Source organism: Streptomyces sp. NPDC096311, from assembly GCF_044763085.1.
In the GTDB taxonomy this organism is placed as follows: domain Bacteria; phylum Actinomycetota; class Actinomycetes; order Streptomycetales; family Streptomycetaceae; genus Streptomyces.
The window spans coordinates 357,784-378,308 of the sequence record NZ_JBIWFN010000001.1 but is presented as its reverse complement, the minus strand read 5'-3'; the positions used below and the strand labels follow the sequence as shown (position 1 = coordinate 378,308).

Sequence of the window (20,525 nt, the reverse complement as noted above, 5' to 3'; positions counted from 1 at the left end):
CTCATCGTTTCTCGTGCCCCAGGACAATACATCGGGTTCGATGTATAGAGGAAGCGATGTACCAAGGCAGTGATGTACACCGCTGGTGCGGCAGAATGCGGGGCATGCTTGAGCTGGCCATCCTCGGTTTTCTGTACGACGCCCCGCTGCACGGCTACGAGCTGCGCAAGCGCATCACCGCGCTGACCGGCCATGTGAAGCCCGTCGCAGAGAGCACGCTGTATCCCGCGATCAAGCGGCTGGAGAAGGCGGGGTTGCTGGCGCGGGCGACGCAGCCCGGCTCCGTGGCCGCCCCTCGTCATGTCCTGACGCTCACCGAGGAGGGGGGAAGCGAGTTGCGCCGCCGACTCGCGGACCCCGTACAGCGCGACATCACCGACGAGAACCGCTGGTTCACGGTGCTCGCCTTCCTCAGGCACCTGGCCGACCCCGCGGCGCAGGCCGCGGTACTGCGCCGCAGGCTCGCCTTCCTGGAGGAGCCGGCGAGCTTCTTCTACGAAGGCGACCGGCCGTTGCGCGCCGAAGAACTCGACGATCCCTTCCGGCAGGGCATTCTCACCATCGCCCGAGCCACGAGCCAGGCCGAACTCACCTGGCTGCGGGCCACGATCGACTCACTCGAAGGGAACGTTCGCGACGCTTCACCGGGTCGTCCCTCTTCTGCCGCCGGACCTTCAACCCTACGTTGAGTAGCAGCAGGTGAACGATCAGCGATGGCAACCGCGCAGGGGGAAGGTGGCCCGATGACCGGAATGTTCGGCAGACTCCGCGAGATATGGCGCCGGAAGGCGGCCGACGAGGCCGAGGCGCAGCAGCCCGCCAAACGGCGACCGGAGAAACGTACACACAATCTTTTCGAGGCGGCCGCGGCCTACGTGTCGGCCTGCGCGGAGGACGACCAGGAGCGGATCGACGAAGCCGCGGCCTGGGTGTCGCCCGAGGCGCTGTCGTTCGGGGTGAACGAGCTGGCCTGCCGTGCCGTCATCGCTCTGGCGCGGGAGCGCGACGAGTCGCCTCGGACGGTGGCGCGGACGCTGCTCGGCCTGCCCGCCGCCTGACCGCGGTGGGCGCGGGCCGGGCGTTTCGCCCCCGTCCAGCCGGATAACTGCAGCTCCGCGTCTGTTTCGGGCTCGTGACAAGCGCCTTCGGGTCGCATTATGGTGCGCCGACGAACGTAGCGATCGGGAGGCTGGGATGGCCGGGACGGACGATGGCGCCGTCGCCACCGGGGACGACGACGCGCTGTATGTGCTGACAGCGGTGCTGTTGACGCCCGCGAAGTTCCCCAGCGTGCTGGGGGACGACTACCCGGAGGCCTGCGCGGCGCTCGACCTGGCCCCCCTGGCCGACGGGTACGGTCTCGTGCTCGGCCAGGATGGCGAGGGTGCACGGTGGACGGTCGTGATCGACGACGTCTCGCTGGTCGCCGTCGCCATCGCGTCCTGGGACTGCGGGATGGAGCACGAGCTGTCGCCCGACGAGCGCACGGTCGTCTCCGCACTGCCCGGCTGGCCCCTGGACGTCGCCGTCGCGGCTCCTGGGGTGCCGGCCCCGCACGATCCCGCGCCCGAGCTCACGGATCGGCCGGCGCTCACCCCACCGAACACCGCAGTCTGGGGACCGGCCCAACGGCGCCTCGGAGCCGACGAGATCGCCCTCCAGTGGGCGATCTGGCGAGAACAGATCGACGACGGCGACTTCGTCACGTCGAAGGACACCGCCGAGCCCGAGGACGCCCACCCGGACGAGACGGAGAGCACCGACGGCGACGGCGACAGCGGCGAGACCCGCGGCGGAATCCGCCGTGTGCTCGCGGAGGCGCGCTCCTACGTGGACACCCCGCCGCCCCTGGGCCGCGTCCGCTCGTCCTTCGCCACCGGCGATGCCCGGACCCTGCGCGCGGACGGCCCCGGCTGGTCCATGGTCGCCCGGACCGACGACATCGCCTTCGTCCTCCTCGACGAGGAACCCGGAGAGGTCCTGCCCGTCGGCCGGGGCCCGGAACTGCCCGGTCTCCTGGAGGCCCTAGACAAGATGGCCGTACGCCCCAGTTGAGCGGACGCGCAGCGGGTCGCTTCTCACCCCGGACGAAGCGGGGCACGCGCACGCTCGCGGACCCTGCCGACGGCACGGTCCGCGAGCGGCGACCGAGCCGCCTCCCGCATGCCGGGAGGCGCACCCGATCGGCAGCGCCTCAGCGGCCGAGTTCCTTGCGGGTGATGCGGCGCAGCCTGCGCCGCTGCGAGGGGTCCAGCGTCAGGTACGCGGCCGCCGGAACTCCCACCACGATCAGGAAGGAGACCCACCAGGGCAACCAGATCAGCAGGATGAGGCCGACCGCCACACCACCTGCGGCGATCTTCGCGTTCTTCGACATGTGTCGCCTCCTTCGCGGCTGCTGCCGCTCTCTGTCCTGAAAACGGGTCCGCGCCTCTCACGGTTCCAGTGCGCGACCCTGAGACATCCCTGAGGCGCTCCCCTGACTCACCCCTGAGATCGTCCGGGCTCACTCACCCCCTGAGACCTTCTGCGGCTCCTCGGCCCTGAGGGGTTCGCCGACCTCGTGCATGTGACGCAGGGCCTGCCGGTAGGAGTCGACGAGCTCGGTTTCCACGTAGGGGATACCCAATTCCCGACAGTGTGCGCGCACCAGCGGCTGGGCGAGCTTCAGATGGGGCCGGGGCATGCTGGGGAACAAGTGGTGCTCGATCTGGTAGTTGAGGCCACCGAGGAACCAGTCGACCAGGGTGCCACCGCGAACATTGCGGGAGGTGAGCACCTGGCGGCGCAGATGACCCCAGCGCTCGCCGTCCGGGTCGGGCATTTCCATGCCCTTGTGGTTGGGCGCGAAGGCCATGCCCAGGTGCAGGCCGAACAGCGCCTGGTGCAGAGCGGCGAAGACCAGGGCCTTGCCGAGGGACATGGAAGTGAGCAGCAAGGTCGCGTAGGCCACGACGTGGGTCACCAGCAGCAGTGCCTCCACCACCCGCTCACGCGGGGGCTGCCGGCGCAGGTCCTGGAAGCCGTGGACCTTCAGGGCGACGCCTTCCAGGAGAGTGAGCGGGAAGAAGAGCCAGGCCTGGTTGCGGGTGAGCCAGCGCCGGAACCCCACCCGGACCTCGGCCTGCTCACCGGTGAAGACCAGGACGTCGGCGACGACGTCGGGATCCTTGTCGATGTGGTTCGGGTTGGCGTGGTGGCGGTTGTGCTTGTGGTTCCACCAGGAATAGCTCAGTCCGAGGAGCAGGTTGCCGTGAACCAGGCCGATCGCACGGCCGACCGACTTGTTGCCGGTGATCTGCGTGTGGCCCGCGTCGTGGCCTATGAATGCCGTGCGGGCGGAGAACACGGCGAGCAGTGGGGCGAGGACGAGCTCCCACCAGGAGTTGCCGATCAGGGCTACCCCCGTGACGACCGCGGCCAGGGCCAGCGCGTTCACGGTGATAACGCGCGCGTACCAGCCGTGGCGCCGGTCCAGGAGACCCCGGGCCCTGACGGTGCGCAGGAGGGGCGCGAAGTCGCTTCCGGGGTTCTGCCCGGCACCCACCCCTGGAAGGTCTTCCACGACGGCTGTGGCGGTCTGGGGCATGGCGGGTCTCCGGTTTCTCAGGCAAGGGACTGACCTGATGAAACGTACGAACCAGTGACCCTCGGCGACCATGACGCCACCACCCGCGTCCGTACTGAGGCTTTCCCCGTCCATCGAGGGGGGTTACTTACACCCCCAGCCCGGGGGGAGCCACCTCACGGTCCGGGCATCCCCGCCCGGTGCACGCGGTGCTGTACCCTCGGCGACTCCGACCCAGTAGTCAAATTTGAGGAATGCGCCATCGCTGTGCAGAGAATTCCTGCGGCGACGCCCGCCGAGATCTCCGAACTGGCCCCATGCTGTGCCGTGTTCATGCCCGCCGATCCGTCCCGTACCGGAAGCGTCGCTTTCTGGCGGCCCGACGGCGACGTGCCCCCTGTGGTGGCGCCCGGCGCCCTGGACGACCTGACCGTCGCACTGCCCGGAGACGACGGTGTCGAGCTCGTGACCGTGCCCGCCGTCCTGCTCCCGGTGCGCGCCGCGCTGCCGGTCCTCACGCGCGCGCGTGCCGCCGCGCACGCACACCGGGCGACCTCGTTCTGGGGCGCGGCCGCCGTGCTCGCCCTGCAACTCGCCGCACGGGGGCTGCTGCTGCCGGGGCTGACGGCGAGCGACCACGACGCGTGGCGTGCCGGTCCACTGCGGGCCGACGACCTGGAGCGCGTACGCGAACTCGCCGCGGCGATGCCGCCCGACGCGCATGCCGTACCGGTGGACGGCCGTGAGCCGGTGCGGCTGCCCGACCCGGAGAGGTTGCTGCGAGCCTTCCTCGACGCGGTCGCCGACGCGCTGCCCCGCTCCCCCGCCGCGTCGCAGGCCGCGGGTGGCGTGGCCTTCGCGGCGCCGGAGCCGCAGTATGTGCCGGAGCAACGCGCCTGGGCCGCCGACGTGGCAGCGGGGCACGACGCGGGCGTACGCGTCTCGCTGCGCGTCGAGGTCCCTGGGCTGGCGTCGGCCGGGGCGGACGAGACACCGCTCCCGTTCCGTGGGGTGCTGCAGGTGCACAGCGTGAACGACCCGGGCCTTGTCGCGGACGCCTCCGCCGTCTGGGCCGGATCGGCGGCCTTCGGCCCGCGCGCGCGGATGGACGTCCTGCTCGCCCTGCGCCGTGCGGCCCGCGCCTGGCCCCCGCTCACCCCGTTGCTCTCGGCGACGGTGCCGGACGCCGTCGAACTCGCCGACGAGGAGGTCACCGAACTCCTCCGCGAGGGCGCCCGCATGCTGGAGTCCGCCGGCGTCGACGTGCACTGGCCCAAGGAGTTGGCGCGCAAGCTGACCGCGCGCGCCGTCATCGGCCCGCCGGACGACGAGCGGAGTCCGGACAAGGTCGCGTCGGCCGCACCCTCCTTCCTGTCCGCGGACGCGCTGCTTGCCTTCAACTGGTCGTTCGCGCTGGGCGATCAGCGACTCACCCGACAGGAGCTGGACCACCTCGCGGAGGCGAACCGCCCCATGGTGCGGCTGCGCGACCAGTGGGTCCTCATCGACCCGCAGGAGGTGCGCCGAGCCCGGGCGCAACAGGATCGCAAGGTCACGCCCGTCGAGGCGCTGAGCGCCGCTCTGACGGGCTCCACGGAGGTCGACGGCCGCAGGGTCGCCGTACGGCCCACGGGGTGGCTGGCGACGCTGCGGGAGCGGCTCTCGGACCCGGAGGGACAGGAACCGGTCGGGCAGCCCGCCGCGCTCACCGCGACACTGCGGGACTACCAGGTGCGGGGCCTCAACTGGCTCGCCCGCATGACCTCCTTGGGACTGGGCGGCTGTCTCGCCGACGACATGGGGCTGGGCAAGACGATCACGCTGATCGCCCTGCATCTGCACCGGCAGACCGACACGTCGGCGGCGGGCCCCACCCTCGTGGTCTGTCCGGCCTCCCTGATGGGCAACTGGCAGCGCGAGATCGAGAAGTTCGCGCCCGGCACGCCGGTGCGCCGTTTCCACGGCTCGCGGCGCAGTCTGGAAGGCCTGGTGGACGGGGAGTTCGTGCTCACCACGTACGGCACGATGCGGCTCGACGCGCCGCGACTGGCCGCGGTGTCGTGGGGCATGGTCGTCGCGGACGAGGCGCAGCACGTGAAGAACCCCTACTCGGCGACGGCGCGGGCGCTGCGCACCGTCGGCGCACGCGCGCGCGTGGCGCTCACCGGCACGCCGGTGGAGAACAACCTCTCGGAGCTGTGGGCGATCCTCGACTGGACGACGCCGGGCCTGCTCGGGAGTCTCGGCTCCTTCCGGACGCGTTACGCGCAGGCCGTCGAAGGCGCTCAGGATCCTGCGGCAGCCGAGCGGCTCACCCAGTTGGTCCGGCCGTTCCTGCTGCGGCGGCGCAAGTCGGACCCCGGCATCGCGCCCGAGCTGCCGCCGAAGACCGAGACCGACCGTGCGGTCTCGCTCACCAAGGAGCAGGCGGGTCTGTACGAGGCGGTGGTGCGCGAGACCCTCGCGGAGATCTCGGGCGCGGACAGCATGGCGCGGCGCGGTCTGATCGTGAAGCTGCTCACCGGGCTGAAGCAGATCTGCAACCACCCGGCGCAGTTCCTCAAGGAGGACCGGCCGAAGATCCCGGGCAGGTCCGGGAAGCTGGAGCTGCTGGACGAGCTGCTCGACACCATCCTCTCCGAGGGAGCGAGCGTTCTGGTCTTCACGCAGTACGTGCGGATGGCGCGCCTCATCGAGCGCCATCTCGCGGTGCGCGGCGTCGCGACGCAGTTCCTGCACGGCGGAACGCCCGTCCATGAGCGCGAGGCGATGGTGGAGCGCTTCCAGGAGGGCGAAATCCCGGTCTTCTTGTTGTCGTTGAAGGCCGCGGGCACGGGCCTGAACCTGACGCGGGCCGAGCACGTCGTGCATTACGACCGCTGGTGGAACCCGGCCGTGGAGGCGCAGGCCACGGACCGCGCGTACCGCATCGGCCAGACCCGGCCCGTGCAGGTGCACCGACTGATCGCCGAGGGGACCATCGAGGACCGCATCGCCGAGATGCTGCGGCGCAAGCAGCAGTTGGCCGACGCGGTCCTCGGCGCCGGAGAGGCGGCGCTCACGGAGCTGACCGACGCCGAACTGGCCGACCTAGTGGAGCTTCGAGGGGACGCACGATGACGGATGGGAACGAGGAGCGTACGTTCGCAGCGCTGCCGCCCGCACAGGGGCAGGGCTTCGCGCAGACGTGGTGGGGCCGGGCCTGGCTGAAGGCGCTGGAGGACGCGGCGCTGGACTCGAAGGCGGTGAAGACGGGCCGCAGACTCGCGCGTACGGGGGCGGTGGGCGCCGTGTGGGTGCGGCCGGGGCGCGTCACCGCCGTCGTTCGGGACCGGGACGGTACCGCACACCGCTCGGACGTGCTGCTTCAGGAACTGTCCGAGGAGCAGTGGGACCGTTTCCTGGACATGGCCGTCGAGCGGGCCGGGCATGTCGCGGCACTGCTCGACCGCGAGATGCCCCCGCATCTGGTGGAGGACGCGGCGGCGTCGGGAGTCGAGCTGCTTCCGGGTTTGGGTGACTTGGAGGCCGAGTGCGACTGCGGGGCCTGGGACCATTGCGGGCACACCGCAGCGCTCTGCTATCAGATGGCGCGGCTGCTCGACCAGGATCCGTTCGCCCTGCTGCTGATGCGCGGCCGCGCCGAACGCACGTTGCTGGACGAGCTTCAGTCGCGTGGCAGCGCGACCGCGAAGAATCGGCCGGACGCCCAGGAATCCGCTCAGCAGGACGTGGACGCCGGCGAGGCGTACGCGGCCGGGGACATCCTGCCGCCCCTGCCCGCTCCTCCGATACTGCCCCAGGTGCCCGGTCTGTCGCACTCCCTGGACACCGAGGCCGCGCCCGCACCCGGCGTCGACCCGGCCGCCCTGGAGTTCCTCGCTACCGCGACCGCGGCCGAGGCGCACCGGCTGCTCGCCGAGGCGCTCAGACCGACTCACGGGCAGGAAGCACCGGCGGCGGAGTTGACGGTCGAGCAGGACGCGGTCCGGCTTGCGGCGGCGGCCCCCGAGGGTGCGATCGTGGAGCGGCTGGCCGACGGATCGAGGCGCGACAGGCAGGAACTGGCGCTCGCCGTACGCGCCTGGCACCACGGGGGTGTGGTCGCTCTGGCCGTGCTGGAGGACGAGTGGACCGTGGAAGCGGAGGTACTCGCACGCGCGCGTGCCGCCCTGGAGGCGGCCTGGGACGTGGACGAGTGGCCGCGACTGCGTGCCACCCGCAACCGCTGGACCGCCGTCGGCGCACCTGCCCAGCTGCGTCTGGGGCGTGACGGCCGATGGTGGCCGTACCGCAAGGAGCGGGGCCGTTGGACGCCCGCGGGGCCGGCGGCAGGGGACCCGGCCACCGCCTTCGCGACGGCGCAGGCAGACCCGGGCGGCGGCCCGATAAGTGGTTGACGCCCCACGTTCACCTCTAACTGATCGTTTCAGAATGCCGTCCTGCGGAGACGCTGGCGGCCCATGGAACAATCCCTTCAGCCACGGGCTCAGGGGGGATTACGCCGTATGGAACGGGTTGGGGCTGCGCGAGACCTCGTGCTCGGTTACGTCCACGCTCTGAACGCGATTGACGAGGCCATGAAGGTGACGATCCCCTCGCTGGAGCGACTGGCAGATGTCCTCGGCCTGGCCCGTTCGCGTCGCCAAATCAGCCGGAGTGGGCACATCGGCACCTACTCCTTCACGGTTCACGGGGCAGGATGCCGCTTCGTCAGCGACAACGGCACTGAGGTCGATGTGGACTTCGCAGCCGACGGGAGCGAAGTCTTCGACCTCTGGCGGCTGCGCTGCTACGGGCTGAGCCTGCCGGAGCCTCTCGACGTCACGGATCAGGACCTGCGGTCCGCAGTGCGGTCCCTGCAACCGCTTCTGACCGAGGTGCGGCCGGGGTGGTTCAGCGTAGCCAACTGATCGATTCAGGATGAGGTTCGCATGCGGCGGAGGCATATGAGGCTGCAGGCCAGTTCGAGCAGGCCCTGATGGAGATCGGCGCGTCGTTCGTATCGGATGCGGTGCCGTTTGAACTGGTGCAGCCACGCGAAGGTGCGCTCGACCACCCAGCGCACCTTGTCCAGTCCGGAACCGTGGGCGACGCCGCGTCGCGCGATCAGCGGCTTGATGCCGCGTTGCGCAGCAGGCGGCGGTACTTGTTGAAGTCGTAGCCCCGGTCTGCATACAGACGCCGGGGTTTGCGGCGGGGGCGTCCCCGCCGACCGCGAATCGATGGGACGGCGTCCAGCAGGGGCAGGAGTTGGGTGACGTCGTGCCGGTTCCCGCCGGTCAGCGTCACGGCGAGCGGGGTTCCGTGGCGGTCGACGATCAGGTGGTGCTTGGAGCCGGAACGGGCGCGGTCTACGGGCGAGGGACCGACGTGATCCCCCCTTGAGGGCCCGGACGTGCGACCCGTCCACGGAGCAGTCGTCCAAGTCCAGCAGGTCGGCGCGGCGCAGCTCGGCCAGCAGAGCGGCGTGCAGTCGTGGCCAGACGCCGGCCTCGGTCCAGTCTCGCAGCCAGCGCCAGGCCGTTACCCCGGAGCAGCCCACGGCCTCTGCGGGGACATCGCGCCACGCGACACCGGTTCGCAACACGTACATGACGCCGGCGAGTGCGGCCCGGTCGGGAACCCGCAGCCGCCCGGGGTAGCGGCGGCGGCGCTCAGGGGCGGGCGGTAGAAGCGGGGCCACCCGCTCCCACAGGTCGTCAGGAACAAGATCAGCTCGCACTCCGGACACCCTGCCGACCAAGATCGCCGAGCACAAGATCCGAGCTCAACTCATTCTGAAACGATCAGTAAAGGGAGGTCTTCCCCGTGGGGTGCCTGCGGCCGGCGGTCCGGCGGCCGGCGGTCCGCGCCCATGCGACGAGCCCGTTCTCGCGAGCCGACCGGAGCCGAATGCGGGCGGCAGATTCCGGGAGCCGCGCACACGTGGGAACCGTGTGCAGTGGGCAGAGCGCAGGGGCGGGCCCGATCAGTTGGCCGACGTGTTCCGTGTCATCTCGGCTGCCTCGGTGATGGCGCGTTGTTTGAGATCGCCGAACAGCTGCATTGTGACGGCGGCCAGGACGTCGTCCCCGCCAACAGTCCGCCCGTCCCCGCGGCGGGTGGACAGGGCGAGGAGGGGGTCCTTGAGCAGCGGGGCCGGGGCTGGCTCGCCCGGCACCACCAGACTGACCGTCCCGAACCGCTTGACCCCGCCCTCGCGGACGACCTTGGCCGCGTCCCGGGCCAGGGCCGTCAGGAACACGCTTGCGATTCCGTCCAGGTCGCGGACCATCGCCGGGACCGCCCTCACCCCCCGGCTCCCCAGCAGCCGTCTCACCCCGGCCTCGAACCGGTGGGCGCCGGCCACACCACTCGGTGTACGCGCCCCGCGGCGCTCACGAAGAGACACGAGCGCACCATCGGCGTTGCGCACCTCGCCCATCAGGCCGTGGAAGGTCGGGCTGTGCAGGTACCACGCCGATCCCACCTCCACCTCGACGTTCCGGTCGATCGCCGAGATGAGGTCCTTGGGAATCAGCCTCTTCCTGGCCTCCTCGGCCGCCGCGCTTCTCGCGCCGTCGATGATCTCCGTCAGCACGGTCCGCGTCACCGACGCGGCGGCCCACGCGGCCGGCCGGGAGACGTGCAACGAGGTCACGTCCCTGAACACCGCTTTGACGAGCTGAGGCTTGAACGGCAGGTCGGTCACGACGGAAGCGGTCTGCGGACCGCTGCGCTCGGTGCGTAGAGGTTGTGTGGTCATCGAAGAATGTGCTTTCTGCTGTCGGAGGTGTCAGTGGCCCATGCCGCACCAGGCGGCGAGACCACAGAGCTCTGCGGTGGAGGGCGCCGAGCCGGCACAGGGCCTGCCGGGCGGGGCCGCCGGCACACAGAGGTGCAGGCGGCCCCGCCCGGATTCTCGGCGTTCCGGCGACCGTGCGTGCGGCAGGGGGTGCCACCCGGGCGACTCGCTGTGGTGCGGCGCCGTGCCGGTCAGGCGACCTGGTACCTGCCGACTTCCAGGAAGTGGCGCAGTGCTTCGGGTGTGTTGTCGTCGAGGGCGGCGTTGGCTGCCGCGCGCAGGGCCGGGCTGATGGACGGGTCGGCGAGGATGCGGGCGATGGCGACGCGGTCGTCCTCGGCCTGGGCGATCCGGTAGCCGGTCTCCAGCCAGGCGCGCATCGCCTCGGGGTCGTTGGCGTCCAGGAGGGCGTTGGCTTCTCGTGTCACACGCCGGCCGCTGTCCGGATCGGCGAGGATCCGGACTATGGCCACCCTCAGGTCGTCGGCGTCCGGCTCGTCCGCGGACGAGGACACCGCGGGCACCGTCACCGCGGTCGGTGCCGCCGTGGCGGCGAAGGACGGGGTGGCGAGCAGGAGGGCCGGGGCGAGGATGCCCGCGGCGATGCCGGGCGCTACGCGATGCAGTCGCAAGGGGAATGCTCCTCTTCGTTTGCTACGGAGGTGAGTTGAGGACGCCTCAGGGCGTTCACTTCGGTGATGCTGCCACCTGGGTCTGACAGTGGCAGTTGCCCCGCTGCGGTCGCAGGGCACCGTCGCCGCGGACGTGGCCGGTGTTTCATGGCGGCGCGCCTTCGAGAAGGGCGGCCTTGAGCGCGGCTCGTGGCTGTCGGGGCATGATCGGGGCGAGACGATTCCTGGGGGCGGTCGTGATGTGGTCCGAGCGTGTGGTGGTGCGCGACGGGGTTCGGCTTGTCTGCCGGGACCGGGGCGGGCCGGGGGAGCCGGTCGTGCTGCTGCACGGCTTGGCCGGTCATGCGGGTGAGTGGGAGGTGGTGGCCTCGCGGCTGGTTGCCCTGTATCGGGTCGTCGCGGTCGATCAGCGCGGGCACGGCGCGAGCGAGCGTCATCCGTACGCGCCGACATCCACCTCAGCCTGCTCCAACTCGCCTGCAGCATCATCTGCTTGAGACGACTCCGAACTTCATTCTGAAACGATCAGTAAGTCGTACGACGTTCGGCGCGGCGGCCAACTCTGGCCGCTGTCAACGAACTTGTGCCTCAGGAGGCTCGATGTCCCCGCATGCCGTCGGTCGGCGTCACGTCCACCGAACCGTCGCCGCGGGTGTACCGCTCGCGATGCTGGCCGCCTTCGTGGCGGTCGGCACCGCGAACGCTCAGGGCCACCCCTCGCAGCCGAGGGTCACGCGCACCGCGACCCTCGGCGACATCCCCCTGGGCATGTTCAGCAACGCGCTGCTGCCCGGCACGGTGGGCGACGACCGGGACGTGGACCTCGGTGGGATCGGCAGCGACATCTACCCGGCTGGGCGCCGGGGCGAGTTCTGGACGGTCACCGACCGCGGCCCCAATGGGCAGATCAAGGTCGACGGCAAGAAGCGCCGCACGTTCCCGGTGCCCGGCTTCGACCCGGCGATCGTGAAGATCAAGGTGTCCGGTGACACCGTGAAGGTGCTGGACGCGCTCCCGATCACCACGTCCTCCGGGAAGCCCGTCACCGGGCTGTCCAACCAGGCGGGGCGCGACGAGGCGCCGTACTCCTACGACGCGCAGACCCCCCTCACGTACGACCCGAACGGTGTGGACACCGAAGGCATCGTCCGTTCCGCCGACGGTAGTTTCTGGCTCGTCGACGAGTACGGACCCTCATTGATCCATGTCTCCGTGCGCGGGAAGGTCCTCACCCGCTATGTGCCCAAGGGACTGAACCTGACCGGAACCGACTACCCGGTGGTCGAGGCGCTGCCGGCCGTCCTGCTGCACCGGAAGATCAATCGCGGCTTCGAAGGGCTCGCCCAGCTTCCCGGCGGCGACCTGGTGCTGGCCGTGCAGAGCCCGCTCTCCCTGCCGGACAGCAACGCGGCGGACGCCTCGCGCACGACGCGGCTGCTGCGCTTCTCCCCGAAGAAGCGGGCCGTCACCGCCGAGTACGCCTACCGCTTCGACCCGGTGAACGTGGTCGACCCCACCGAGGACGACACGTCGGAGCTGAAGATCTCCTCCGTGGTGGCCGTCGGCCATGATCGACTGCTGGTGGAGGAACGCACGGACAAGGCGGCGCGGTTGCAGGTGGTGGAACTCACGCGCGGCGTGAACATCCTCGGCGGCCCCTGGGACAGCGACACGACGTCCCCCTCTCTGGAACAGCTCGACGACCCGGCCGCCTCCGGCGTCCCGGTGCTCGCCAAGCGTCTGGTCGTGGACCTGGGAACGGTCGCGGGGGTACCCGGAAAGATCGAGGGCGTCGCGCGCGTGGACCACGACACACTCGCGCTGATCAACGACAACGACTTCGGGATGACCGACGGGGCGGGCGCGTTCGACGCGCAGGGCCGCCTGGTGGACAGCGGTATCGAGACGACGGTCACGTACGTACGACTGCCGCACGGGATCTGACCTCAGGATCCTTTCGTCGGGCACGCGTGCGTGAGTCGCGCATCGGCGTCCACGCGCGCGTGCCCATCATCTCGGCGGCTTACGGCAGCGCACCGCCCCCCTAGGTCGGCAGGAGCGACTGCAGGTCGCTCGGCAGAATGCTGCGCAGATCACTCGGCAGCTCCGAGGGCAAGGACGAAGGCAAGGACGAAGGCAGCGACGAGGGCAGCTCGCTGGGCAGCTCGGACGGAATACTCAGCGACGGGGAAGACGATCCCTGAGTGCCGCCACTCTCGGTCGACCCCTTCTTCTCGGGCGTGTCGCTGCCGCCGCGGGCCATCAGCACCACGGCGACGACAACCGCAACGACCACGAGTGCGGCGAGCGCGAGGAACAGCGGGCTACGGCGCCGCCCCCTACCAGGGCCTCCCGGACCAGCGGGAAATCCAGAGGGAGGCTCGGGACCGTCACCCCCCGGAGGGGGACCGTAGCCCTCGAAAGGGGGACCTTGGTCTCCCGGAGGAGGCCCGTAGCCTCCGGACGGCGGGCCGAAGCCACCGTTTCCCGGAGGGGGCGTGTTTCCTGGCGGCCGGGGAGGCTGGGGCGGTAAGGGCGGGGTGGCCATACCGTCAAGACTCGCCTCGAACCGGTCATGGCGCGACCCCTGTGCCGAAGTTGATACGGACTCATGCCATGGATCGCATGATTCCGGATCATTCCCCGCAGGATCCGCGCAGCGAGATGTGAGACCCGGCCCGCCAGGAGACGGGCCAGACCTCACTGGGGCACGATCAGCCCCGCGCGCCCAGCAGGTGGTCCATGGCGAGTTGGTCCAGCCGCTCGAAGGCCATCCCGCGCGCCGCGGCCGCCTCCACATCGAACTCCTCGAACGCCGCACGGTCCGCGAGCAGCCCCGTCAGGCCGTCCGCCGCGGTGGGCTGCGCCAGTTCGTCGAGGCGCGACGCGCGCAGCGCCTCCTGGACCTCGGGGTCGGCACGGAAGGCGGCCGTACGCTCCCGAAGGATCAGGTAGTTGCGCATGCAGCCCGCTGCCGACGCCCACACCCCGTCGAAGTCCTCGGTCCGCGGGGGCTTGAAGTCGAAGTGCTTCGGCCCCGCGTACCCGGCGCTCTCCAGGAGGTCGACCAGCCAGAACGCGGAGCGCAGGTCACCGGCGCCGAAGCGCAGGTCCTGGTCGTACTTGATGCCGGACTGGCCGTTGAGGTCGATGTGGAAGAGCTTGCCGGCCCACAGGGCCTGCGCGATGCCGTGCGGGAAGTTCAGCCCGGCCATCTGCTCGTGGCCCACCTCGGGGTTGACGCCGTACATTTCCGGGCGCTCCAGGCGCTCGATGAAGGCGAGCGCGTGGCCGACGGTGGGAAGCAGGATGTCGCCGCGCGGCTCGTTCGGCTTCGGCTCGATCGCGAACTTGAGGTCGTAACCCTGGGAGATCACGTACTCACCGAGGAGGTCGAAGGCCTCCTTCATGCGGTCGAGTGCGACGCGCACGTCCTTGGCGGCGCCGGACTCGGCGCCCTCACGGCCGCCCCAGGCGACATACGTCTGCGCGCCGAGTTCGACCGCGAGATCGATGTTGCGGATCGTCTTACGCAGCGCGTAGCGACGCACGTCCCTGTCGTTCGCGGTGAACGCGCCGTCCTTGAAGACGGGGTGCGTGAACAGGTTGGTGGTGGCCATCGGCACCCGCATGCCGGTCGCGTCCAGGGCCTGACGGAAGCGCTTGATGTGCGACTCGCGCTCGCTGTCCGAGGACCCGAAGGGAATCAGGTCGTCGTCGTGGAAGGTCACACCGTGGGCGCCGAGCTCGGCCAGGCGCTGTACCGACTCGACCGGGTCCAGGGCCCGCCGGGTGGCGTCGCCGAACGGGTCCCTTCCCTGCCAGCCGACGGTCCACAGGCCGAAGGTGAACCTGTCCTCGGGGGTGGGCTGGTAGTTCATGCTGCAGCTCCTTGCTAGCTCCGACTATTTCGTCATGGCGATTAACAAATTAGTATGCGGAGGCATCTCTGGGAAGAGACGAAATGCGAAACCTGGGCCACACCGGTCCGGGAGCCCCATCACCAAGACAGACCGGACAGATCCCGCGGAGCCGCGGAAGAGGGAGAGCCCGATGTCAGCAGCCGAGGGTCCGCTCGTCGTCGGGGTGGACACATCCACCCAGTCCACCAAGGCCCTGGTCGTCGACGCGTCGACCGGACAGGTGGTGGCGAGCGGGCAGGCGCCGCACACCGTCTCCACCGGGGCCGGCCGCGAGAGCGACCCGCGGCAGTGGTGGGACGCGCTCCGCGAGGCGCTGCACCAGTGCGGCGAGGCGGCCCACGAGGCCGCCGCGGTGTCGATCGGCGGCCAGCAGCACGGGCTCGTCACCCTCGACGCCCAGGGCGATCCCGTACGCCCGGCCCTGCTGTGGAACGACGTGCGCTCGGCGCCACAGGCCCGTCGGCTGGTCGAGGAGCTGGGCGGCCCGAAGGCCTGGGCCGAGCGCACCGGCAGCGTGCCCGGCCCCTCCTTCACGGTCACGAAGTGGGCTTGGCTGGCCGAGCACGAACCCGACGCCGTCCGCGCGACCGCGGCCGTACGGCTGCCCCACGACTACCTCACCGAACGCCTCACGGGAGAGGGCACGACCGACCGCGGCGATGCCTCCGGTACCGGCTGGTGGGCATCCGGTACGGAGAGGTACGACGAAGAAGTCCTCGCGCACGTCGGACTCGACCCGGCGCTGCTCCCCCGCATGGCACGGCCCGGCGAGGTGGCCGGAACCGTGCACGCCCGCGATGATCTGCCCTTCTCCAAGGGCACGCTGGTCGCCGCCGGCACCGGCGACAACGCCGCCGCCGCGCTCGGCCTCGGACTGCGCCCCGGCACCGCCGTACTGAGCCTCGGCACCTCCGGCACGGTGTACGCCGTCTCGACGCGACGCCCCGCCGACCCGACCGGCACCGTCGCGGGCTTCGCCGACGCCCGCGGCGACTGGCTTCCGCTGGCCTGCACCTTGAACTGCACGCTCGCCGTCGATCGTGTCGCCGCGCTGCTGGGCCTCGACCGCGAGGCCGTCGAACCGGGCGCCGGCGTGACACTGCTCCCCTACCTGGACGGCGAGCGCACCCCGAACCTGCCCCATGCCTCGGGGCTGCTGCACGGCCTCAGGCACGACACGACGGGCGGCCAGCTGCTGCAGGCGGCGTACGACGGCGCGGTCCACTCGCTCCTCGGCGCCCTCGACCTGGTGCTCGACCCGGACGCGGACCGCTCCGCGCCGCTGCTGCTCATCGGCGGGGGTGCCCGGGGAACGGCCTGGCAGCAGACCGTACGCCGGCTGTCGGGACGTCCGGTTCAGGTGCCCGAGGCCAAGGAACTGGTCGCGCTGGGCGCCGCCGCGCAGGCCGCGGGCCTGCTGACCGGCGAGGACCCGGCCGCGGTGGCCCGCCGCTGGGGAACGGCCCACGGGCCGGTGCTCGATGCCGTGGACCGGGACGAGGAGACGCTCGCCAGGATCGCCGGGGTACTCTCCGACGCGGCCCCGCTCCTGGAACGGGAACCGAACAAGGACTGAGCGAACGCTGAGCGAGCACGGACGAGGACAGCCCCTAGTAGGACCGGCCGGACGAGGACTGACGGAGGCATGACCGCACCACTGCACGAGGCCCACCCGACCGGTTCCGGCCGTCGACTGCCCGACACCCAACAGGGCATGCGCCGCCGCAACCTCTCCCGTGTCATGCACACCGTGAGCGCGGAGGGGCCGCTGTCGCGTGCCGCAGTCGCCTCGCGCATCGGTCTGACGCGGGCGGCGGTCTCGACGCTGGTGGACGAGCTGATCCGCTCGGGGCTCCTCGAAGAGCTGGGCCCCGAGCGGCCCGGACGGGTGGGGCGACCGGGCTCGGCACTCGCCGTCAGCGGGCACGGCCCCACCGGGATAGGCGCGGAGGTGGGCGTCGACCATCTGGCGGTGTGCGCCGTCGATCTGCGCGGTGACGTACGGGCACGGGCGGTGCGGCACGGCACGAACCGCGGGCGGCCGCCCGAGCCGGTGCTCCAGGAGCTGACCGCGCTGGTGCGGCAGGTCGTCGCCGAGGCCGAACGGGAAGGGCTGTGGCCCGCGGGCCTCGCGGTCGCGGTGCCCGGTCTGGTGGCCCGCGACGACCGGACCGTGGTCCGTGCCCCCAACCTCGACTGGCATGACACGGATCTCGGCGCGCTGCTGCCGGGGGACCTCCCGCTGACCGTGGACAACGAGGCCAACTTCGGTGGTCTGGCGGAACTGTGGCTCGGCGATGCCACCCCACGTGACTTCCTGCATGTGTCCGCGGAGATCGGCATCGGCGCGGCCGTGGTCGTGGACGGACGGTTGCTGCGCGGAACCCGCGGTTTCGCGGGCGAGCTGGGGCATGTGCCGGTGTGGCCGGACGGGCCTCCTTGCCCGTGCGGCGGACGGGGCTGCCTCGAGCAGTACGCGGGTGAGGAGGCCGTGCTGCGCGCGGCCGGTCTGGAGCCGCGTGAGGACCGGGTCGGGCTGCTGGCCGAGCGCGCCGCCCAGGGCGACGCGGAGGTACGGCTTGCCCTGCGCGACGCCGGGACCGCGCTCGGTATCGCGCTCACGGGCGCGGTCAACCTCCTCGATCCGGAGACGGTCGTGCTGGGTGGAGCGCTGTCCGGTCTCGCACCGTGGCTGCTGCCTTCGCTGAAGGGCGAGTTGGCCCGGCGCACGGCGGGCCCCGCCTGCACCGTGTCCGTGTCACCCCTGGGGCCCGAGGGGCCCCTGCTGGGGGCCGCCCACTCGGTGGTGCGGGCGGTGCTCGACGATCCGGCGGGGTTCGCGGAGCGGGCGTAGCACGGTCCTGACGGTCATGACCGCCATTGCAGTCATCGCCATCGCGGTCGACGGCGCGGTACTCAGGGTCCCTTTCCCCCTCACGGGTGACCGAGTTGTCCACAGTCCCGGAGTTGTCCACTGACGAACGCCATGCCCCTCCCGCCCAACCGGCAAGCGCCGTACCGTAATTCACGCGAGGCGCAGCAGTCGGGCCGATGGCTGGTTGTCCGGGCGAATCTGGGGATCGGGGGTTCAGATGTCGGGGGAGACGGTTCCAGGACTGCGCCGCGAGGCCGTTGGGCTGCGGGAGGTCCTGTTCCAGAGCATCACGGCCATGGCGCCGGCCGCGGCGGTCGCCGCGTCCATTCCGTCGGGCGCTGCCTTCGCGGGCGGCAGTCTTCCCCTCTCCGTGCTGATAGCCCTCGTCGCCTGCCTCTTCACCGCGTCCTGTGTGGCCGAGCTGGCACGACAGTTGCCCGCCGCGGGCTCGGTGGCCACGTACGCGGCCCAGGGACTGCACCCGGCCGTGGGGTTCCTCGTGGGCTGGGGCTATGTGTTCGTCGAGGCGCTGGTGCCACCATTGCTGCTCCTGCAACTCGGGTTCACAACGGCGGGCACACTCCATCAGGAATGGTCCTCCTACCCGGACGACCTGTGGTGGCCGTGGTCGCTCGCGGGCGCGGCGATCATCGCGGTCGCCGGATACTTCGGAGTGCGCGCCTCGGCCCGCTTCGGCACCGTCCTCGGCGTCTTCGAGGTGCTGGTCTTCCTCGTCTTCGCGATATGGCTGATCGTCAAGGCAGGGGGCGGCAACACGCTGTCGGTGTTCGGGACCTCTCACACGGCCGAGGGATACGAAGGCGTCAGTGGTGTGTTCGCGGGATCGGTCTACACGGTGCTGGCCTTCGCCGGATTCGAGGCGGCGGCACCGCTCGCCGAGGAGACGAAGGATCCCCGCCGGACCATGCACCGCGCGGTCCTCGGCGCGGCGCTGGGGATCGGTCTCTTCTACGTCCTCACCACGTATGCCATGTCGGTGTACTTCGGCCCCGACCGCTTCGGGGGCTTCGGAGCCTCCGGCGCGGCGTCCTGGGAAGGCGTGGCCCGCACTTCCTTCGGAGTGTTCTGGGTGCTGGTGTTTCTGGCGGTGGTCAACTCCACGATCGCCAACGCCAACGCCTGTGCGACGGTCTCCACTCGCACGGCCTTCGCCCTGGCCCGGATCAAGGTGTTCCCGCGGCTCTTCGCGCAGGTGCATCCGAGGCACCGCTCCCCCGTCGCCGGCGTCGCGGCGCAGTGCGGCGTGGCGGTCGCGGCTGCGCTGGGCCTCGGCCTGTACTACGACCCCGTCACGGCGTTCCTGCTGCTCGCGACGATCATCGTCACGGTCGTCATCGGCGTGTACATCGTGGTGAACCTCGCCTGTGCGGGCTATTTCCTGCGCCGCAGACGCGAGTTGCTCAAACCGGTGCGGCATCTGCTCTTCCCTCTGCTGGGCATCGTCGCCTTCGTGCCCGCGCTGCTGACGGCCGCGGGCCTGCCCGTCTTCGACTTCGTTTCGGAGCTCACCGCGCCCGTTTCGTACGCGGGACCGGTTGTCGGAGCCTGGATGACGGCCGGGGTCGTGGTATTGATCGTCCTGTCGCGCCGCCACCCCGGGCGCATAGCCGAGACCGCCCGTGTCCACCTCGACGAGACCTCGTCCCCCGAGTCCCCCGACCTTCGGCAGAGCGGAGCCGTGCAGCCATGAGTGACCCACGCATCCTGACCGTGCGCCCCGGACCGGGCGAGTACGCCTGGACGTTCGGCGGCGCGCCGCCCGTGGCACGCATCGCACCGGGCACCGTCCTCGATCTGTACACGGAGGACTGCTTCGCCGGGCGGGTGCGCTCGGAGAAGGACCTGGTGTCCGAGGTGTGCGAGTTCCCGTTCCTCAATCCGCAGACCGGCCCCTTCCATGTGGAGGGCGCGGAGCCGGGCGACACCGTGGCGGTGCACTTCGTGTCGATCGAGCCCGCTCGCGACTGGGCGGCCTCGACGACGGTCCCGCTGTTCGGCGCGCTCACCTCCACGCACACCACGGCCACGCTGCAGCCTCCGCTGCCGGAGACCGTGTGGATCTGGCAGCTCGACCGGGAGCGGCGCACCGCCCTGTTCAGCGCCCGGGACAGTGACATCCGGATCGAGTTGCCCATGGACCCGATGCACGGCACCGTCGGCGTGGCGCCCGCGAACCTCGAGGTGCGCTCCGCGCTGGTGCCCGACGCGCACGGCGGGAACATGGACACTCCGGAGATGCGGGCGGGCGTCACCTGTTTCCTCGGAGTGAACGTCGAGGGCGCGCTGTTGAGCCTCGGTGACGGGCATGCCCGACAGGGCGAGGGCGAGACATGTGGTGTGGCCGTCGAGTGCGCGATGAACACGGTGGTGATCGTCGAGTTGCTCAAGGGAGTCGCCACCCCTTGGCCACGCATCGAGTCCGACACACACATCATCTCGACCGGCTCGGCACGCCCGCTGGAGGACGCGTTCCGCATATCGCAGCTCGACCTGGTGCAGTGGTTGGTGCGCGACTACGGGTTCAGCGAACTCGACGCCTACCAGTTCGCGACCCAGGCGGTCGAATCGCCGCTCGCCAATGTCTGCGACACCAACTACACGTGCGTCGCCAAGATCCGCAAGGAGTGGCTGCCCGCGCGCGAGACACACCGCGGCCTGCACGCGCGACTGCGTGACACCGCCGCGACGCTGCGACGCTGAGCGCGGCTGACCCTCATCC

At 70.8% G+C, this 20,525-nt stretch carries 17 protein-coding genes and 2 pseudogenes; 12 read left to right on the top strand and 7 right to left on the bottom strand.

The window, feature by feature from the left end:
* Positions 1-104 precede the first annotated feature (104 nt).
* The 3 genes from ACIRA5_RS01735 (at position 105) to ACIRA5_RS01725 (ending at position 2,055) form a co-directional block, all read left to right on the top strand.
* On the top strand, positions 105-689 hold the full coding sequence (locus ACIRA5_RS01735; RefSeq protein WP_403686215.1) for a PadR family transcriptional regulator: 585 nt from the start codon (positions 105-107) through the stop codon (positions 687-689).
* Positions 690-752: 63 nt separating this feature from the next.
* Positions 753-1,058: a hypothetical protein gene (locus ACIRA5_RS01730; RefSeq protein WP_403687195.1), complete on the top strand. Its 306-nt coding sequence runs from the start codon at positions 753-755 to the stop codon at positions 1,056-1,058.
* Between the two features lie 136 nt (positions 1,059-1,194).
* Positions 1,195-2,055, top strand: coding sequence for a hypothetical protein (locus ACIRA5_RS01725; protein WP_403686214.1), 861 nt, complete (start codon positions 1,195-1,197; stop codon positions 2,053-2,055).
* Between the two features lie 139 nt (positions 2,056-2,194).
* On the opposite strand, the gene ACIRA5_RS01720 is transcribed toward ACIRA5_RS01725, so the two are convergent.
* Together ACIRA5_RS01720 and ACIRA5_RS01715 are read right to left on the bottom strand one after the other, a co-directional pair.
* A complete protein-coding gene (locus ACIRA5_RS01720; RefSeq protein WP_067372573.1) occupies positions 2,195-2,377 on the bottom strand; it encodes a hypothetical protein in 183 nt (60 codons plus the stop codon).
* 129 nt (positions 2,378-2,506) lie between these two features.
* On the bottom strand, positions 2,507-3,589 hold the full coding sequence (locus tag ACIRA5_RS01715; RefSeq protein ID WP_403686212.1) for a fatty acid desaturase family protein: 1,083 nt from the start codon (positions 3,587-3,589) through the stop codon (positions 2,507-2,509).
* 246 nt (positions 3,590-3,835) lie between these two features.
* On the opposite strand from ACIRA5_RS01715, the gene ACIRA5_RS01710 reads away from it, so the two are divergent.
* From ACIRA5_RS01710 to ACIRA5_RS01700, 3 genes are all read left to right on the top strand, one after another.
* Positions 3,836-6,688 (top strand): DEAD/DEAH box helicase, encoded by a 2,853-nt coding sequence (locus ACIRA5_RS01710; RefSeq protein ID WP_403686210.1) that lies wholly within the window; start codon positions 3,836-3,838, stop codon positions 6,686-6,688.
* Complete coding sequence (locus ACIRA5_RS01705) at positions 6,685-7,968, top strand: SWF or SNF family helicase (RefSeq protein WP_403686209.1); 1,284 nt, start codon at positions 6,685-6,687, stop codon at positions 7,966-7,968. Before ACIRA5_RS01710 ends, ACIRA5_RS01705 begins: the two co-directional genes overlap by 4 nt.
* Before the next feature lie 63 nt (positions 7,969-8,031).
* Positions 8,032-8,481: a DUF6896 domain-containing protein gene (locus ACIRA5_RS01700; protein ID WP_403686207.1), complete on the top strand. Its 450-nt coding sequence runs from the start codon at positions 8,032-8,034 to the stop codon at positions 8,479-8,481.
* Positions 8,482-8,486: 5 nt separating this feature from the next.
* On the opposite strand, the pseudogene ACIRA5_RS01695 reads toward ACIRA5_RS01700, so the two are convergent.
* The 3 genes and pseudogenes from ACIRA5_RS01695 to ACIRA5_RS01685 form a co-directional block, all read right to left on the bottom strand.
* Positions 8,487-9,293, bottom strand: a pseudogene (locus ACIRA5_RS01695) (IS5 family transposase).
* A 246-nt stretch (positions 9,294-9,539) separates the two neighbouring features.
* Positions 9,540-10,316: a hypothetical protein gene (locus ACIRA5_RS01690; protein WP_403686205.1), complete on the bottom strand. Its 777-nt coding sequence runs from the start codon at positions 10,314-10,316 to the stop codon at positions 9,540-9,542.
* Between the two features lie 230 nt (positions 10,317-10,546).
* Positions 10,547-10,987 (bottom strand): ALF repeat-containing protein, encoded by a 441-nt coding sequence (locus tag ACIRA5_RS01685; protein WP_403686203.1) that lies wholly within the window; start codon positions 10,985-10,987, stop codon positions 10,547-10,549.
* 239 nt (positions 10,988-11,226) lie between these two features.
* On the opposite strand from ACIRA5_RS01685, the pseudogene ACIRA5_RS01680 reads away from it, so the two are divergent.
* A pseudogene (locus ACIRA5_RS01680) lies at positions 11,227-11,427 on the top strand (alpha/beta fold hydrolase); the annotation flags it as partial.
* A 160-nt stretch (positions 11,428-11,587) separates the two neighbouring features.
* Positions 11,588-12,931, top strand: coding sequence for an esterase-like activity of phytase family protein (locus ACIRA5_RS01675; protein WP_403686201.1), 1,344 nt, complete (start codon positions 11,588-11,590; stop codon positions 12,929-12,931).
* 100 nt (positions 12,932-13,031) lie between these two features.
* On the opposite strand, the gene ACIRA5_RS01670 is transcribed toward ACIRA5_RS01675, so the two are convergent.
* Entirely contained in the window at positions 13,032-13,283 is a 252-nt protein-coding gene (locus ACIRA5_RS01670; protein WP_403686199.1) for a hypothetical protein, read from the bottom strand.
* A gap of 418 nt (positions 13,284-13,701) precedes the next feature.
* Positions 13,702-14,868: a xylose isomerase gene (gene xylA, locus ACIRA5_RS01665; protein WP_054228923.1), complete on the bottom strand. Its 1,167-nt coding sequence runs from the start codon at positions 14,866-14,868 to the stop codon at positions 13,702-13,704.
* Between the two features lie 172 nt (positions 14,869-15,040).
* On the opposite strand from xylA, the gene xylB reads away from it, so the two are divergent.
* The 4 genes from xylB to ACIRA5_RS01645 all read left to right on the top strand — a co-directional run bounded on the left by xylB (position 15,041) and on the right by ACIRA5_RS01645 (position 20,506).
* On the top strand, positions 15,041-16,486 hold the full coding sequence (xylB, locus tag ACIRA5_RS01660) for a xylulokinase (protein WP_403686197.1): 1,446 nt from the start codon (positions 15,041-15,043) through the stop codon (positions 16,484-16,486).
* Positions 16,487-16,555: 69 nt separating this feature from the next.
* Positions 16,556-17,764 (top strand): ROK family protein, encoded by a 1,209-nt coding sequence (locus ACIRA5_RS01655; RefSeq protein WP_403686196.1) that lies wholly within the window; start codon positions 16,556-16,558, stop codon positions 17,762-17,764.
* Between the two features lie 238 nt (positions 17,765-18,002).
* Entirely contained in the window at positions 18,003-19,496 is a 1,494-nt protein-coding gene (locus tag ACIRA5_RS01650) for an APC family permease (protein WP_403686194.1), read from the top strand.
* A complete protein-coding gene (locus ACIRA5_RS01645) occupies positions 19,493-20,506 on the top strand; it encodes an acetamidase/formamidase family protein (RefSeq protein WP_403686193.1) in 1,014 nt (337 codons plus the stop codon). The genes ACIRA5_RS01650 and ACIRA5_RS01645 overlap by 4 nt, the downstream gene beginning before the upstream one ends.
* The last annotated feature ends 19 nt before the right edge of the window (positions 20,507-20,525 follow it).